General features: G+C 64.0%; 16 protein-coding genes. 10 read left to right on the forward strand and 6 right to left on the reverse strand.

Translation table 11 applies throughout. The annotated features are described in order from the left end of the window. Window positions 1-60: 60 nt before the first annotated feature. The 4 genes from selA (at window position 61) to ACJ8M3_RS19985 (ending at window position 3911) form a co-directional block, all read left to right on the forward strand. On the forward strand, window positions 61-1455 hold the full coding sequence (gene selA, locus ACJ8M3_RS19970) for an L-seryl-tRNA(Sec) selenium transferase (protein WP_069100545.1): 1395 nt from the start codon (window positions 61-63) through the stop codon (window positions 1453-1455). Further along, window positions 1452-3293, forward strand: coding sequence for a selenocysteine-specific translation elongation factor (gene selB / locus ACJ8M3_RS19975; protein ID WP_176589458.1), 1842 nt, complete (start codon window positions 1452-1454; stop codon window positions 3291-3293). The genes selA and selB overlap by 4 nt, the downstream gene beginning before the upstream one ends. Window positions 3294-3375: 82 nt before the next feature. Next, window positions 3376-3636: a CopG family ribbon-helix-helix protein gene (locus ACJ8M3_RS19980; RefSeq protein WP_033639076.1), complete on the forward strand. Its 261-nt coding sequence runs from the start codon at window positions 3376-3378 to the stop codon at window positions 3634-3636. After that, the gene (locus ACJ8M3_RS19985) at window positions 3636-3911 is read left to right on the forward strand and encodes a type II toxin-antitoxin system RelE/ParE family toxin (RefSeq protein ID WP_033636570.1); all 276 of its coding nucleotides are present in this window, start codon (window positions 3636-3638) and stop codon (window positions 3909-3911) included. Before ACJ8M3_RS19980 ends, ACJ8M3_RS19985 begins: the two co-directional genes overlap by 1 nt. Before the next feature lie 11 nt (window positions 3912-3922). On the opposite strand, the gene ACJ8M3_RS19990 is transcribed toward ACJ8M3_RS19985, so the two are convergent. Beyond that, window positions 3923-4834: a LysR family transcriptional regulator gene (locus ACJ8M3_RS19990; RefSeq protein WP_033645108.1), complete on the reverse strand. Its 912-nt coding sequence runs from the start codon at window positions 4832-4834 to the stop codon at window positions 3923-3925. Between the two features lie 121 nt (window positions 4835-4955). Here ACJ8M3_RS19990 and ACJ8M3_RS19995 point away from each other — a divergent pair, with 121 nt between their 5' ends. Next, on the forward strand, window positions 4956-5582 hold the full coding sequence (locus ACJ8M3_RS19995; RefSeq protein WP_033645107.1) for a LysE family translocator: 627 nt from the start codon (window positions 4956-4958) through the stop codon (window positions 5580-5582). Between the two features lie 53 nt (window positions 5583-5635). On the opposite strand, the gene ACJ8M3_RS20000 is transcribed toward ACJ8M3_RS19995, so the two are convergent. Continuing rightward, window positions 5636-6883, reverse strand: coding sequence for an MFS transporter (locus ACJ8M3_RS20000; RefSeq protein ID WP_033633516.1), 1248 nt, complete (start codon window positions 6881-6883; stop codon window positions 5636-5638). A 217-nt stretch (window positions 6884-7100) separates the two neighbouring features. On the opposite strand from ACJ8M3_RS20000, the gene ACJ8M3_RS20005 reads away from it, so the two are divergent. After that, window positions 7101-8093, forward strand: coding sequence for an acyltransferase (locus ACJ8M3_RS20005; RefSeq protein ID WP_047573202.1), 993 nt, complete (start codon window positions 7101-7103; stop codon window positions 8091-8093). Here ACJ8M3_RS20005 and ACJ8M3_RS20010 read toward each other — a convergent pair. The 3 genes from ACJ8M3_RS20010 to ACJ8M3_RS20020 form a co-directional block, all read right to left on the reverse strand. Further along, window positions 8088-9011 (reverse strand): GlxA family transcriptional regulator, encoded by a 924-nt coding sequence (locus ACJ8M3_RS20010; protein WP_069100549.1) that lies wholly within the window; start codon window positions 9009-9011, stop codon window positions 8088-8090. The two genes, ACJ8M3_RS20005 and ACJ8M3_RS20010, sit on opposite strands and share 6 nt — an antisense overlap. A gap of 2 nt (window positions 9012-9013) precedes the next feature. After that, complete coding sequence (locus ACJ8M3_RS20015) at window positions 9014-9565, reverse strand: isochorismatase family protein (RefSeq protein WP_069100550.1); 552 nt, start codon at window positions 9563-9565, stop codon at window positions 9014-9016. Between the two features lie 100 nt (window positions 9566-9665). Continuing rightward, on the reverse strand, window positions 9666-11054 hold the full coding sequence (locus ACJ8M3_RS20020; protein WP_089197569.1) for an amidohydrolase family protein: 1389 nt from the start codon (window positions 11052-11054) through the stop codon (window positions 9666-9668). 208 nt (window positions 11055-11262) lie between these two features. Between ACJ8M3_RS20020 and ACJ8M3_RS20025 the strand changes: the two genes are divergently transcribed. Beyond that, window positions 11263-11883, forward strand: a complete 621-nt coding sequence (locus ACJ8M3_RS20025; RefSeq protein ID WP_033645102.1) for a nucleotidyltransferase domain-containing protein — start codon at window positions 11263-11265, stop codon at window positions 11881-11883. After that, entirely contained in the window at window positions 11834-12274 is a 441-nt protein-coding gene (locus ACJ8M3_RS20030) for a hypothetical protein (RefSeq protein WP_033645101.1), read from the forward strand. The genes ACJ8M3_RS20025 and ACJ8M3_RS20030 overlap by 50 nt, the downstream gene beginning before the upstream one ends. 6 nt (window positions 12275-12280) lie before the next feature. Here the strand turns inward: ACJ8M3_RS20030 and ACJ8M3_RS20035 are convergent, their stop codons facing one another. Continuing rightward, window positions 12281-13135 carry a LysR family transcriptional regulator gene (locus ACJ8M3_RS20035; protein WP_089195339.1) on the reverse strand — a complete coding sequence of 285 codons (855 nt, stop codon included), beginning with the start codon at window positions 13133-13135 and terminating at the stop codon, window positions 12281-12283. 126 nt (window positions 13136-13261) lie between these two features. Here ACJ8M3_RS20035 and ACJ8M3_RS20040 point away from each other — a divergent pair, with 126 nt between their 5' ends. After that, the gene (locus ACJ8M3_RS20040; RefSeq protein WP_442514720.1) at window positions 13262-14461 is read left to right on the forward strand and encodes a cyanate transporter; all 1200 of its coding nucleotides are present in this window, start codon (window positions 13262-13264) and stop codon (window positions 14459-14461) included. A gap of 75 nt (window positions 14462-14536) precedes the next feature. Continuing rightward, the gene (locus tag ACJ8M3_RS20045; RefSeq protein WP_046688014.1) at window positions 14537-15880 is read left to right on the forward strand and encodes an esterase-like activity of phytase family protein; all 1344 of its coding nucleotides are present in this window, start codon (window positions 14537-14539) and stop codon (window positions 15878-15880) included. Window positions 15881-15942: the final 62 nt, after the last annotated feature.

Below are 15942 nucleotides of genomic sequence, written 5' to 3' on the forward strand. Positions count from 1 at the left end.
TCTCCCCGCCGCGGCGGGGTTTTGCTATGCCGATACGTCTAAACTGAAAACCGAGCGACCATGAGCACTGAATCCCACCTTCTTTACAGCCAACTGCCCGCCATCGACCGCCTGCTGCGTGAACCCGCGATTGAACCGCTGGTGGCGCAGCATGGCCAGACGCTGATCGGCGAACTGCTGCGCCGGCTGCAGGCCGAGGCGCGCGACGCGATAAAACAGCAGCAACGTTTACCGGCCTGGTGCGGCGACTGGCCGCAGGCGCTGCGCGCGGAGCTGGCCCGGCAGCAACGCCCGGCGTTATTGCCGGTGTTCAACCTCAGCGGCACTGTGCTGCACACCAACCTCGGGCGCGCCCTGCTGGCGCAGTCGGTGCAGGATGCGGTGAGCGCGGTGATGGGGGAGGCGGTGACGCTGGAGTACGATCTGGACGGCGCCGGGCGCGGCCATCGCGATCGGGCGGTGGCGAGTCTGCTGTGCCGGCTGACCGGCGCGGAAGACGCCTGCATCGTCAATAACAACGCGGCGGCGGTGCTGCTGATGCTGGCGGCGATCGCCCCCGGCAAAGAGGTGGTGGTGTCGCGCGGCGAGCTGGTGGAGATCGGCGGCGCGTTCCGCATTCCCGACGTGATGCGCCAGGCCGGCTGTCAATTGGTTGAGGTCGGCACCACCAACCGCACCCATCTGAAGGATTACCGCCAGGCCATCAACGAGCAGACCGGCCTGTTGATGAAAGTGCACACCAGCAACTACAGCATTCAGGGCTTTACCGCGGCGGTCGACGAGGCCGAACTGGCGCAGCTCGGGGCCGAACAGGGCGTGCCGACCGCCACCGATCTGGGCAGCGGCTCGCTGATCGATATGGCGCAGTACGGCCTGCCCGCCGAACCGATGCCGCAGCGGTTGCTGGCCGCCGGCGTCGATCTGGTGACGTTCTCCGGCGATAAGCTGCTGGGCGGCCCGCAAGCCGGCATCATCGTCGGCAAAAAGGCGCTGATCGCGCGCCTGCAGCAGCACCCGCTCAAGCGCGCGCTGCGCGTCGGCAAGCTGACGCTGGCGGCCCTGGAGGCCACGCTGCGGCTTTATTTGCAGCCGGAAAAACTGGCTGAGCAACTGCCGACGCTGCGGCTGCTGACCCGCCCGCAGCAGGAGATGCAACAGACGGCCGAGCGGCTGCTGACGGCGCTGACGCCACGGTTCACCGCCGATTTCGCGCTGCGCGCCGAACCGTGCTGGTCGCAGATTGGCAGCGGTTCGCTGCCGGTGGATCGTCTGCCCAGCTATGCGCTGACCTTCACGCCGCGCGACGGCCGTGGCGCTACGCTGGAAGCGCTGGCTGAACGCTGGCGCCGCCTGCCGCAGCCGGTGATCGGCCGCCTTGGCGACGGCCGGCTGTGGCTGGATCTGCGCTGTCTGGAACAGGAAGGGGCGCTGATCGACGCGTTGAGCGCATCATGATCATCGCCACCGCCGGCCATGTCGATCATGGCAAAACCACTCTGCTGCAGGCGATCTCCGGGATCAACGCGGATCGCCTGCCGGAAGAAAAGCGCCGCGGCATGACCATCGATCTGGGCTACGCCTACTGGCCGCAGCCGGACGGCCGGGTGCTGGGCTTTATCGACGTGCCCGGCCACGAAAAATTCCTCGCCAATATGCTGGCGGGCGTCGGCGGCATTGACCATGCGCTGCTGGTGGTGGCCTGCGACGATGGTGTGATGGCGCAGACCCGCGAGCATCTGGCGATCCTGCGCCTGAGCGGGCGGGCGGCGCTGACGGTGGCGCTGACCAAGGCCGACCGGGTGGAGGCGGCGCGTATCGATGAGGTGCGCGTTCAGGTGCGCGACGAGCTGGCGCGCCAGGGCTGGCCCGATGCGCCGCTGTTTGTCACCGCGGCGGCGGCGGGCGAGGGTATCGAGGCGCTGCGCGCGCATTTGCTGGCGCTGTCGCCCGGCGAGCATGCGCTGACGCGCCGTTTTCGTCTGGCGGTAGACCGTGCGTTCAGCGTCAAAGGGGCGGGGCTGGTGGTGACCGGCACCGCGCTCGGCGGCCGGGTGAAGGTGGGGGATACGCTGTGGCTGACCGGCGCCGACGCGCCGGTGCGGGTGCGCGGCCTGCATGCCCAGAATCAGACCGTGGAACAGGCGCAGGCCGGGCAACGCATCGCGCTTAACATCAGCGGCGATGTCGATAAAGACCGGATCGCGCGCGGCGATTGGCTGCTGGCGCAGCGCCCGCCGGAGGCGGCGGAACGCATTCTGGTGGCGCTTGAGACGGATCGGCCGATCCGCCATTGGCAGCCGCTGCATCTGCACCATGCCGCCAGCCACATCACCGGACGCATTTCGCTGCTGAACGACGGACTGGCGGAACTGATCCTCGATCGTCCGCTGTGGCTGGCGGAGAACGATCGGCTGGTGCTGCGCGATATCGGCGCGCGGCAAACGCTGGGCGCGGCCCGGGTACTCAGGCTGAATGCGCCCAAGCGCGGCAAGCGCCAGCCGGACTATTTGGCCTGGCTGCAGGCCCTGGCGCAGGCGCAGGACGATGCGCAGGCGCTGGCGCTTGAGCTGCCGCACGGCGCGCTGTCGCTGGCGGCGTTTGCCTGGGCGCGTCAGTTGACCGACGACGGCCTGGCGGCACTGCTGGCGAACCGCGATCTGCTGATCGTCGGTGACCGGGCGCTGGCGCAGGATCAGGTGCAACAGGCGGAAAGCCGCCTGCTGCAGGTGCTGGCGGAGTATCACCAACAGCACGCCGATCAGCTGGGCTTAGGGCGCGCCCGCCTGCGGCGCATGGCCCTGCCTCAGCAGCCGGAAACGCTGGTGTTTATGATGATCGATCGGCTGCTGAAGGCCGGCGCGCTGCACAATACGCGCGGCTGGCTGCACCTGCCGGAACACGGCCTGGCGTTCAGCGCCGACGAGGCGCCGCTGTGGGCGCGCATCGAGCCGCTGTTCGGCGACGAGCCGTGGTGGGTGCGCGATCTGGCGAGCGAGCTGGGCGAAGAGGAGAGCCGGGTGCGCGCGCTGCTGCGCAAGGCGGCTCAACTGGGCCATGTGACGGCGGTGGTGGTGGATCGCTACTACCTCAGCCGACGCATCGATCAGTTCGCGGCGCTGATCCGCGAGCTGGATGCGGAGCGCGGGGGCGCCAACGCCGCCGATTTCCGCGATCGGCTCGGCGTCGGGCGCAAGCTGGCGATCCAGGTGCTGGAGTTCTTCGATCGCAGCGGCTTTACCCGCCGCAAGGGCAACGAGCATCTGCTGCGAGACGGCGGGCTGTTCGGCAACTGATTGCGTGTTTTTTGTTCTCTGATGCCGGTATAATCAGCTTTAATCACTTTGATTGATATTGATTGTACTGAGGAGCAAGACGATGAATACGAAAGTCATCACCGCTCATGTCCCGCTGCCTTTGGCTGAAAAGGTGGATGAAATGGCCGCCAAACTTGAACGCTCACGGGGATGGATAGTGAAGCAAGCCCTCGCCGCCTGGCTTGAGCAAGAGGAAGAGCGCCGTCGGTTAACGCTGGCGGCGCTGGCCGATGTCGAACAGCAAAACGTTATCGATCATGAGTCGGTAGAAGCCTGGGCGGCCAGCCTGGACAGTGACGAGCCGCTGCCGGTACCGCGCTGATGGAGTTAAAATGGACGAGTAAGGCGCTATCGGATTTGGCGCGTTTGTTTGAGTTTCTTGCCTTGGCTAACCGCACTGCGGCAGCGAATTCGGTGAAGGCCTTGGTCGCCGCGCCTAAAGCGTTGCTCGATAATCCTCGCCTGGGTGAAAGACTGGACGAGTTTTTACCGCAGGAAGTGAGGCGTATTCTGGTCGGCCGTTATGAGATACGTTACCAGGTGCAGCCGGCAACGATTTATGTTCTGCGTATTTGGCATACCCGCGAAGAGCGATAGGCCGAATTCCCCTACCCGATAAACCTGACGGCGGCCCGGCTGACGTCGGGCGTTTGGGCGGCGAGAAACGCTTGTAAACGCTCGATCAGCGGCCGTTTCGCCGATTCCTCCGGCCAAACCAGATAGTAACCGTCGCCGGTGCGCACGGCGGCGTCACAGGGCACCGCCAATAACCCCTCCTCAATCGTCCGCAGGCTCAGCGCCAGATCGCCGATCGAGACGCCGTGCCCGGCGATGGCCGCCGCGTTGCCCTGTTCCAGCGAATCAAATACCTGGCCGCGCATAAGATCGATCGGGGTCGCGATGCCGCTTTTTTGCAGCCAGCGCCGCCAGTCGCGCCGATCGGGCGAAGGATGGAGCAGCGGGCAGGCGGCAAGATCGCGCTGCGCGTCGGCGAGCAGCGCAGGGGCGCAAATCGGGATCAGCCATTCGTCGAACAGTTTTACGGCGGCGGTGTTGGCGCCGAAATAGCCGTTGCCGAGCAGAATGGCGCAGTCGTAGGGTTCGCTGAAAAAGTCCACGTTGTCGATGTCCATCCACACGCTGGCTGCCTGCACTTCGAACGCCTGCGCCGTTTGCCGGAACCGGCTCAGGCAGTCCAGCAGCCAGCGCAGGGTCAGGGTAGAGGGCGCCTTCAGCCGCAGCAGATCGCGGTGGCTTCTGAACAGCTCGCAGGCTTGCTCGATGCGCGCAAACCCCTGCTGCAGCTCGGCGGCGAAGATTTTTCCCTGCGGGGTGACCTCGATGCGCGGGCCATTGCGCTGGAACAAGCGACAGCCAAAGTGCTGCTCCAGCGTTTTGATATGCTTGCTGACGGCGCTGGGGGTGAGATGCAGCGCGTCGGCGGCCAGCGTGAACGAGCCGGTGCGGGCGGCGCTTTCGAAGGCGCGCAGGGCGTAAAGCGGCGGAAGGGAACTGGCCATCGCGGCGTCTCTCAGGATGAGTCTGATTCACAGTAAACGACAGGATTACTCCTTTTTCAAGGCGGGGGCGGCGGCATCATAATGATCCGATGCCAACCGTCTGAATGTGAGTGAAATAAAGATGAACCTGTCGTTGCTGGCGGCGTATTTCGCCGCTATTTTCCTGCTTATCGCCACGCCGGGGCCGGTGGTGGTAATGGTCGCCAACACCGCGACGCGCTTTGGCGCCCGGCGGGCGCTGTGGACCGCGCTGGGCAGCAACGGGGCCTCACTGCTGCTGATCGGCATCGCTGCGCTGATCGTCACCGGGCTGTTCGCCGTCGAAAGGCGCATGCTGCAGGGGATCAGCCTGTTGGGCTGCTTGTTTATCGCCCGCATGGCGATCGCCTCGCTGTATGAGGATTTCTCCTCGCCGGCCCCCGATGCGCGGCCCGTTGCGCCGCCGCAAAAACGCTCGGCGATCGTGAACGGTTTTCTGGTGGGCATCGCCAACCCTAAGGACATCATTTTCTTCGTCGCCTTTTTTCCGCAGTTCATCGCCGTCACCCCCTCGGTCGGCGGCAGCCTGACGTTGCTGACCGCGCTGTGGGTGCTGATGGACTTCGCCATCTTGCTGGCCTATATCACCCTGCTGTCGGGAACGGCATTGCAGCGCGCGCGACGGGCGATCTCCGTCCTGTCGGCGTTGCTGTTGTTGGCGGTAGCGGTGGTGGGGGCGGGGTATGCGCTGGGGGGGCTGCTCGGCTGAAGCCGCATAAAAAACGCCGGTCGGGAAACCAGACCGGCGTTTTATCGTCGCGCTTATGCCGCGCCGTTCGGCTGCGGGGTGGGATCGCCGTTGCGGCGTTTGGCGAGGAACAGCGCCACCAACGTCAGCCAGCACAGGCCGCTGATGAGGTTGAACAGGTTGAACAACCCGCTGCCGCCCCAGACGTAGGCGACCTTGGCCAGCTCGATGCCGACGGTGAACACCATCATGCTCAGCATGCCCATGGTGGCGGACACGGTGCCTTTGCTGACGTTGCTGGAGAACAGCGTCAGGCGGTACAGCCCGGCGTTGGCGAGGCCGATGCCGAAGGCGTACAGGCTCAGGCCGGCGGTCATCCACAGGTAGGCGTGGCTGGAGAACTGAGTCGCCAGCGCGGCGATCAGCAGCCCCAGAAGCATCGGGCCAGCGCCCAGCTTGATCAGGCGCTCCACGCTGTTTTTGCCGGTCAGGCGCGCCAGCGTCAGGTTGCCGAGGATCAGCGCGCCGAACACCGGGATCTGCAGCAGGCCGTAATCCAGCGTCGACAACGACTCCCCGCTGATCAGGATCACCGGCGACTGGGCGATCCAGGCCAGCAGCGGCAGGCTGGCGAAACCGATCGCCAGGGCGCCGCACAGGAAGCGGCGGTTGCCCAGCACCTGGCGGTAGTCGCGCCACAGGTTGGCGGCGGAGAACGCCTCGCCCTGCAGCGTGGCGGTCTCCGGCATGGCTTTCCACAGGCCGTAGAAGGCGATGGCCGCCAGCGCCGCAAACAGCACGAACATGCTTTGCCACGGTGCGACGTGGATCAGCGCCGCACCGGCCAGCGGCCCCAGCAGCGGGGCGATCAGCGCCACGTTAGCCATCAGGGCGGTGATTTTGATGCACACCGCCTCTTCGAACGACTCCTGAATCGTGGCGTAGCCGACCGCGCCGATAAAGCACAGGCCGATGCCCTGCAGGAAACGCATGGCGATGAACTGCTCGATGGTGGTGACCAGCAGGATCGCCAGGCAGGAGACGATAAAGAACGCCACCCCGGCCAGCATCACCGGGCGACGGCCGCGGCGATCCGACAGCGGCCCGAGCAGCCACTGCAGGAAGATGCCGCCAGCCAGATAGGCGGTCATCGAGGTGGGCACCCACTCTTCGCCGGCGTTGAAATCCGCCACGACGGCCAGCATGCCGGGCTGAATCATATCGTTGCCGATATAGGTGGCGAACTCGAACAGCACCAGACAAAGAGGGAATAAAAGCGCCTGTCGGCCCAAACGTGCCGCAGGTGGTAATGTTGTTTTCATATTATTGTACTGATAGTAAAAGAGAAAAAGGAACTGCCAGGGCGGGAAGCGCAAACTGAGCGAGTTATGGCGGCTATTTTGCCGCCAATTGTTCACCTTCGCAATCATAAGGTGTTGTTTAAGTGCATTCTGATATTTCGCTTTTGGGTTGTCGCCGAACGCCGTGCCCGATAACCTCTTCTTAACATATCAATATGACACAAGATCGGGCGAGCGTTTGAGCGAGAAAATCGGCTGGATAGACAACCTGCGGGCGATGGCGTGCATGATGGTGGTGATGATCCACGCCACCACCTATTACGTCACCAACGGCGCGGCGATAGGGTTGCACAACTGGGACATCGCCAACGTGCTGAACTCACTGTCGCGCGTGTCGGTGCCGCTGTTCTTCATGATTTCCGGCTACCTGTTCTTCGGCGAAAAGAGCGCCGGCCGGCGGCATTTCACCCGCATCCTCTGCTGCATTCTGTTCTACAGCGCCATTGCGCTGATCTATATCGCGGCTTTCACCAAGATCGGTTTCTGGCCGTCGCTGCGCGGCATCCTGCAAAAGCCGGTGTTCTATCATCTGTGGTTTTTCTACGCCATCGCGGTGATTTACCTGCTGTCGCCGCTGATTAGCGTCAAACCGGTATCGCGCCGCTACCTGGCCGTCGCGCTGGTGATGTTGGCGGCGATCGCCAACCCGAATACCGATAAGCTGACCTTCGGCAACGCGCATCTGCTGCCGGTTAACCTGTATATCTACGGCGATACCTTCTACTACCTGCTGTATGCGTTGGCCGGACGGGCGATTGGCATGATGGAGGCGCGCGGGCGCGCCGTGGGCTGGTTGGCGGCGTTGGGATTTGCGCTGTGCGTGGCGCTGATTGCGCGCGGCACCAAGCATCAGCTGTTCATCAACGGCAACTTCGCCGATACCTACTACATCTACAGCGGCCCGCTGGTGTTTATGGCGGCGGTGGCGCTGCTGGTGTGGGTGAAACACTGTCTGCCGCAGCCGATCGGCTGGCTGAGCGTATTTTCCCGTCATTCGCTGGCGATTTACGGTTTTCACGCCCTTATCGTCAACGTGATGCGCAATCGGCACCTTGATTTCACCGGCCACCCGCTGCTGGATATCTTCTGGGTGTTCGGCGTGGCGCTGGGGGGCAGCCTGCTGCTGTCTGTCGGCCTGCAGCGGCTGGATACCCGCCGGCTGGTGTCATAGCGGCGAGCGCTGGCGCTGCTGGGCGCGGCGCAGTTGCCGCCCGGAAGAAAACCCAGCCGCCAGCGCGGCCTTCTCCAAGCCATACCCTTGCTGCAGGCGTTGTTGCGCCACCGCCAGCCGCAGCTGCTCATGATATTCCCGCACGCTGATGCCGACGTGGCTGCGAAACAGCCGCGCCAGGTGGCGGCTGCTGACGTGCGCCTTCTCCGCTATCTGCGGCACCGACCAGTCGGCCTCCGGCTCGGCGGCCATCACGTCCTGCGCGCGGTGCACCGCCGGGTGCAGGTGGTTGCGGTAGCGCAGCCAGGGCGACAGCTGCGGATCGTCCCCGGCGCGGCGGAAATAGACCACCATATCGCGGGCGACGTCGCGCGCCCGGCCGGAGCCGCAGTGGCGGTGGACCAGGTGCAGCGCCAAATCGATGCCGGTGGTGATGCCCGCGCTGGTGTAGACGCCACGGTCTTCGACGAAGATGCGGTTCTCTTTCACCTGCGCCGCCGGCGCCTGGAGGCGGATACGTTCGATGACGTCGTGGTGGGTGGTGCACTGATAGCCGTCGAGCAGCCCGGCCTGCGCCGCCAGCAGCGCGCCGGAACAGATGCACACCAGGGTGATGCGCTGCCGTTGCAGATCGGGCCGCAGCGTCGCCAGCCAGCGGCGCACCTGCTCGGCCTCCTCTCCGGCGAAATAGCGCTGCGAATCGCCGACGCCCGGCAGCACCAGGATGGCGCCGTCTTCCAGGCGCTCGGGCAACGGCTGCAGGCCGCTCAGCGTCATGCCGATGGAGCAGACGATCTGCGGCGCCGGGCTGAGGTAACGCAGGCTGAACTGCCCGGCGAGGCGCAGGGTTTCCGCCGGGCCGCTGACGTCCAGCGACAGCACGTTGGGCAACAGCAGAAAATAGACGGCCTGCGACATGATTACTCCTGTGCGAGTTGCGCCAGCGCCTCATCCACGCTGGCGATGCGGGCGAAACGATCGACCAGTACGGTTTCAGTATGCCGCTTCAACTGCGCGGGGGTAAAGACTTCGCCGTCGGGATGGCGCATCGGGAAGGTCAGCGTCGCCTCGGTGACGAAAGTCACCCGATAACCGAGGTCGGACGCCACCCGGGTGGTGGTTTCGCAGCACTGCTCGGTGCGGATGCCGGAGACGATCAGGTGGTTGATGTCCCGCTCGCGCAGCCAGGCGTTGAGGCCGGATTCGGTCAGCGCATTGTGCACATGCTTGTGTACGGTGATATCCGCCTGGTGGGTGAGGAACGGCAGGCGCTGCACATGGCCCGAAGCCAGTGAGAACGGTCCTTGCGGCGAAACGTGCAGCACGTCGACCAGGGCCGCGCCGCGCTGTCGGCAGCCCGCAATCAGGCGGGTCAGCGCCTGTTGAAACGCAGGCAAATCGTCCTCCTGCCAGAATGGACGGTGCTGGAATGATTGCTGGACATCGATGATCAATAACGCGCTCTGTGACATTTTCGGCCCTCCGCCAGTGTGTGTAGCGACCATCTTGCGCCGCGCCTTACTCTGGCAGAAGGCCAAAAACGGCCATCATGATGACAACAACGGACCGACCTTAGGCTTTGCTCACCTGGCCGGCGACCAGGCGCCCCTGATGGAAGGTGGCGCTGCGCGCCGGCAGACGGGCGACCGCCTCGGCGGAACAGCTGGCGTTGACCAGCACGAACTCGGCGGCATCGCCGGCTTTCGGCCAGGCGCGCTGCCCCTTATCGTCCAGTGGCAGCACGCCGCCGGTGGAGATGGCCATGGCGCGCGACAGGTGATACTCGTCGGAACCGCGGTACAGCTGGGCGTACAGATTGGCCTTCTCCAGGATGTCGCCGGTGCCGAACGGCGACCAGTGGTCGATCACGCTGTCGGTGCCGGTCATCACGAACACCCCTTTCTCACTGAGCTGCGGCAGCGGCATCATCAGGCCGCCGATCGGCACCGTGGAGGCGATGGCGATCTGCTGCGCCGCCAGCCGGGTGGCGGTTTCCGCCAGTTCGCCCGGCGTCAACGTGGTCAGGGCGAAAGCGTGGCTAATGGTGACCTTGCCGCGCAGCGCTGGGTTTTTCTCCACGGTGGTGATCATGTAGTTGATGGCGGCGACCCCGGCCGGGCTGGTTTCATGCAGGTGGATATCCACGCCTTTGCCGGTATCGAGGGCGATCTGGAACATGGCGTCGAGCGATTTCTCCATCGCGCCGTCGACGTTGGTCGGATCGAGCCCGCCGACGTACTGCACGCCCATCTGCATCGCTTCGCGCATCAGCGCATCGACCCTGGAGTGCAGCAGGCCGTGCTGCGGGAAGGCGACGATTTCACAGCTGAAGTCCGCCCGGTGGTTTTCCAGCGCGCGCTGCAGGTGCTCCAGGCTTTTCAGGCCGCTGACCGGATCGATATTGCAGTGGCTGCGCGCCACGGTGCTGCCTTTGGACTGCAGCAAGGCGATCAGGTTTTCCGCCCGTTGCTGCGAGGTGGGCAGCAGTGTCGGAATCAGTGTCTGCTCCAGCGCGATCATGTCCATGATGGTTTTGCCCTGGCGCGGGCGCGGCGCCTGCCACGGGCCGCTGTAGAAGGTTTTATCCAGGTGGATGTGCATATCGCGAAATGCCGGCAGCAGCAGCCGGCCCTGCGCCTTATAGCGGGGCACGCCGGCCGGCAACGCGGCGTTGGCGGCGTGAATGGCGGCGATCTTGCCGTCTTTGATCTCCAGGGTGTACAGCGCGGTGCGGGTGCCGATCACCGTTTCGCCGTCGTATTCAAAGCCGTCTTCCAGCCGCACCTCGCTCAGGCAGTAGTGGCGATCGGTCAGGGTCATCGGCGTTGGCGTACACGGCTCGCCGCCAGGCGAAGCGGCCTGCGCCATGCCGCCGGTCAGGCCGATCACTGCGCAAGCGGTGGTGAGTTTGCCGGTTTGGCTGAGGAAGGCTCTGCGGCCCGGTTGTTGAGGGTTTTCCACGTTCGGTTCCTTAATCCAGAGGTGAGGTGGGTGAAAACATCCCCCAATTTAGGAGAGGAACCGGCCAGTTGGCAGCGACATTTGCCACTGGTGACTATTCGATTTGGTAATGACCGGCGTGCGCCGGGGCAAGGATTTTCCTGGCTTGCTCTTTCGTAGCTTTAATGGCTACATTTGTAGTCATTAAAGCTACATTGAGGTCAGCGTTATGCACGATCCGATGCTCGAGTTGCTGTTCAGCGAATACCGTAGAAAAGTGCTAAGCCTGCTGTTTATTGAAGCCGGGCGTGCGTTTCATGTGCGAGAAATTGCGCGGCGCACCGCAACTCAGGCCGGCACTTTACATAAAGAGTTGAGCAGGTTGGCGGAGAGCGGCATCTTGCTCAGGCAGCGGCAGGGCAACCAAATTTGCTATCAGGCCAACGCCGATTGCCTGATTTTCCCTGAGCTGGCGGCGATTTTCCGCAAGGTTTGCGGGCCGGCGGAGTGCTTAAGGCAGACATTGGCAGCGTTTGGCGAAGCTATTGAACGCGCTTTTATTTTTGGTTCTGTCGCCAGTGGCAAAGCGACGGCGGCCAGTGATATCGATGTTCTGATCGTCGGCAAACTGTCTTTTGCGGAGGTGATTCAGGCGGTTTACCCGCTGCAGGCAACGCTGGGTCGGGAAATTAACCCCAAACTGTATTCGCCTGAAGAGTGGCGAGCGGCTTTGGCCGAGAACTCCGCGTTTATTCAGGACATTATGGATAAACCCCAACTCTGGATTGTGGGAGACAAGGATGACGCTGGACAATCTGGTCGGGCTGGGACTGGAGGTGATAACGCCTGACGCGGGGGCGATTAAAAAATTGCTGGCCGCCGCCGCTCGCAACCGACGCGATGCGGGTATCACTCAGCTTAGCAATGAGAGCCGTTTCGACACGGCATACAAGGCGGTCATGCAAATGGCGAATGCCGCTTTACAAGCCAAAGGATACCGCACGCTGACCAGCAAACCCGGCCATCACCAGATCATGATCCAATCGTTGCCGCTCACCGTAGGGCTGCCGCGAGAGGAAATGATCTGCCTGGATGCATTGCGAAAACAGCGCAACGTGGCGGATTATTCCGGCGACTTGGTGACGGACGCGGCGGTACAGGCTTGCCTTGAGCAGACAGAAGCGCTGTGGGTACGGATTATCGACTGGCTGCAGCGCGAACATCCGCAGATAGTGGCGTAAGATGCCTTACTTCAGCCCGCAAAACGCCGCCAGCCGCTGGGCCAGCGCCAGCGTGGCGGCGGGGGCGCCGTCGCGGTAGTAGAGCGCCAGTTCGAAGCTGTCTATCGGCGGCAATCCTTCGGCCGCGCCCAGCACCCGGTGCGTCGCCAGACGGCAGCCGGCCGGCAGCAGGGTGACGCCCAGCCCGGCGGCGGAGGCGGCGGTCAGCGCCGCCAGGCTGGCGCTGCTGTAGCCGATGCGCCAGCGTTTGCCGAGGGTGTCTAGCGCCTGGCACAGCTCGTCGCGGTACAGGCCGTTCAGTGGAAATACCGCCAGCGGCACCGGCGATTGCTCGATGGCCGGGAAGGCCAGGCTGTCCAGCCACAGCAGCGGTTCCGGCCGCGCGGCGCGCGGCGGTTGCCGGCGGCGCTGCTTCACCAGGATCAGATCCAGCTCTTCACGCGCGTAGGCGCTGTGCAGATCGGCGCTCAGGCCGCTGGCGACGTCCAGCCGCAGGTGCGGGTGCTCGCGGCTGAATTCGGCCAGCAGCCCGGTGGTGGGCACGGCGAAATCTTCCGGCATGCCGATCCGCAGCACGCCGTCGCGCCAGATGCCGGTCAGCGCATCGTGGGCTTCTTCATTCAGCGCGATAATGCGGCGCGCGTAGCTCAACAGCTTGACGCCTTCTTCGGTCAGCAGCACCTGATGCGAGGAACGCTCAAACAGCGGCTTGCCCAGCATCTCTTCCAGCCGGCGCACCTGCTGGCTGACGGTGGACTGCGACAAAAACACCCGCTCTGCGGCGCGGGTGAAGCTGTTGCTGTCGCACACGGCGACGAAGCTGAGCAGCAGCTGCGGATTGAACATCGGGTAGCGATTCATTTTCCCACTGTTGGCTATTTTATTATTTAATTTCCCAATACTAGCGGCGTTGCCTACAGTAACGCAACGCTGCGGCGATCGCGCTGTGACGCCGCACTCTTCATTTCGCAGTACCAGGAATATGCCGTGTTAAATCATTCTGTTAATTCACCTTCTCCACACCGTTGGCTCAACCCCCTGTTGCTGGCGCTGGTGTTGATCGGCCTGAACATGCGGCCGCTGTTGACCTCGATCGGCCCGTTGCTGCCGACGTTGCGCCAGGCCACCGGGCTGAGTTTTGGCGGCGCGGCGCTGTTGACCACGCTGCCGGTGCTGATGATGGGCCTGATGGCGCTGGCGGGCGGCGCCATCAACCGACTGTTCAGCGAACGCAGCGCCGTGGCGTTGAGCCTGTTGGCGATCGGGCTGGGCGCGCTTTGGCGCGAACTGGCCCCCGGCAGCGTGCAACTGCTGATGAGCGCGGTGCTGGGCGGGCTCGGCATCGGAGTGATCCAGGCGGTGATGCCCGGCATCATCAAGCATCACTTCCTCAAAAGCATGGCGCTGGTGGCCGGGCTGTGGTCGGCGGCGCTGATGGGCGGTGGCGGGTTGGGGGCGGCGATCACGCCGTGGCTGATGAGCGTAGGGCACGACTGGCACAGCGCGCTGGCCTGGTGGGCGTTGCCGGCCCTGGTGGCGCTGCTGGCCTGGTGGCCGGTCAGCCGTGGGCTGTCTCGCCTGGGCGCGGCGGGCGAAAACCGCGGGCCAAGCCTGCTGCGCAACCGGCGCGCCTGGCTGCTTGGCGCCTATTTCGGCCTGATCAACGGCGGCTATACCAGCCTGATCGCCTGGCTGCCGCCGTATTACATGCAGCTCGGCTGGCAGCCGCAGGCTAGCGGCTCGCTGCTGGCGTTGATGACCTTTGGCCAGGTGGTGGGGGCGCTGCTGCTGCCGGCGCTGGCGCGCAATCATGACCGGCGGCCGCTGCTGTTGCTGGCGCTGATGATGCAACTGATCGGTTTTATCGGCCTGATTTACCTGCCGCAAACGCTGCCGTGGCTGTGGGTGTTGCTTTCCGGGCTGGGGTTGGGCGGCGCGTTCCCGCTGTGCCTGGTGTTGGCGCTCGATCACCTGCACCAGCCGGCGGCGGCCGGGCGGCTGGTGGCCTTTATGCAGGGTGTCGGCTTCCTGCTGGCGGGCGTCACGCCTTACCTTTCCGGCCTGCTGCGCGACTACAGCGGCGGCTTCGTGCTGGACTGGCAGATCCACGCGCTGCTGGTGGTGGTGCTGATCGCCATCACCTGGCGCTTCCATCCGCACAGCTACCGGCGGGCGTTCGCCGAATAATATTTCTGTCATTGCCGCTCCCTATAGTGACGTTGCTTTTACTTCTGGGCGATAACAACGAAAAGGGACAATGACATGCACAACACCAAAACCCGGCTGGCGCTGCTGGTCGGCTGCATGGCGCTGAGCGCCAACCTGTGGGCCGACGCGCAGCCGGTGCCGGCGACGTTGGCGGGGCATGCGCTGCTGCCGGTGAAATCCGCCGTTTCCACACCGAAGGACGCGCCGAGCGATCTGCAGCAGAGCGGCAAATACACCAGCGGGAAACGCGTCACCGAGTTGGGCAGCGTGGCGGGTAAATCCGCCGATCGACTGACCGGCATCGGCCTGCCGATCAACGGCCAGCCGCTGCAGGGCCACTCCGGCATCAAACACATGCCCGACGGCACCTACTGGGTGCTGACCGATAACGGCTTCGGCAGCAAGGCCAATTCGCCGGACGCCATGCTGTACCTCAATCACTACAAGATCGATTTCAAAGACGGCACGGTCGCGCCGCTGAAGACGGTGTTCCTGCACGATCCGGATAAAAAGGTGCCGTTCCACATCATCAACGAGAGCACCGAGAAGCGTTATTTGACCGGCAGCGATTTCGATCCGGAAAGCTTCCAGTTTGCCGACGATGCCTTATGGATCGGTGAAGAGTTCGGGCCTTACCTGATCAAGGCCGACCTGAACGGCAAAGTGCTGGCGGTGTTCGACACTCAGGTAGACGGCAAGGTGGTGAAATCGCCGGACAACCCGACGCTGACCCTGCCGGGCGCGCCGGACGGCAAGCAGAACTTCCAGGTGGCGCGTTCCAAAGGCTTTGAAGGCATGGCCGCCTCGCCGGACGGCAGCAAGCTGTACCCGCTGCTGGAAGGGGCGCTGTGGGACGGCGAGCAGTTCGAGAACGTCGGCGGCAAACGCTACCTGCGGGTGCTGGAGTTTGACGTGAAACAGCAGGCCTGGACCGGCCGCAGCTGGCAGTACGTGCTGGAAGACAACCAGAACGCCATCGGCGACTTCAACATGATCGACGCCACCCACGGGCTGGTGATTGAGCGCGACAACGGCGAAGGCACGCCGGATAAAGCCTGCGCCGCCGGCGCGCCAACCGACAACTGCTTCAGCCAGGTGGCCAAGTTCAAGCGGGTGTATAAAATCGCCTTCTCGGACGCCAACGTCGGCAAACCGGTCGAAAAATTGGGCTATATCGACCTGATGAACATTCAGGATCCGAACAAGCTGGCGCGCAAGCCGCTGAACGACGGCGTGCTGACCTTCCCGTTCTTCACCATCGAAAACGTGGACGTGGTGGACGCCAACCACATCATCGTCGGCAACGACAACAACTTCCCGTTCTCCTCCAGCCGCCAGCCCAATATGGCGGATGACAACGAGTTCATCCTGTTGGACGTGAAGGATTTCCTGAAGTAGCGCTCCCCGGCCGCCGAATCGCCGGCGGCCGCCATTTCCCGCTTAGCGCAGCGAACAAACTG

The sequence above is a fragment of the Serratia sp. CY55921 genome (assembly GCF_052167655.1).
Classification (GTDB): Bacteria; Pseudomonadota; Gammaproteobacteria; order Enterobacterales; family Enterobacteriaceae; genus Serratia; species Serratia ureilytica.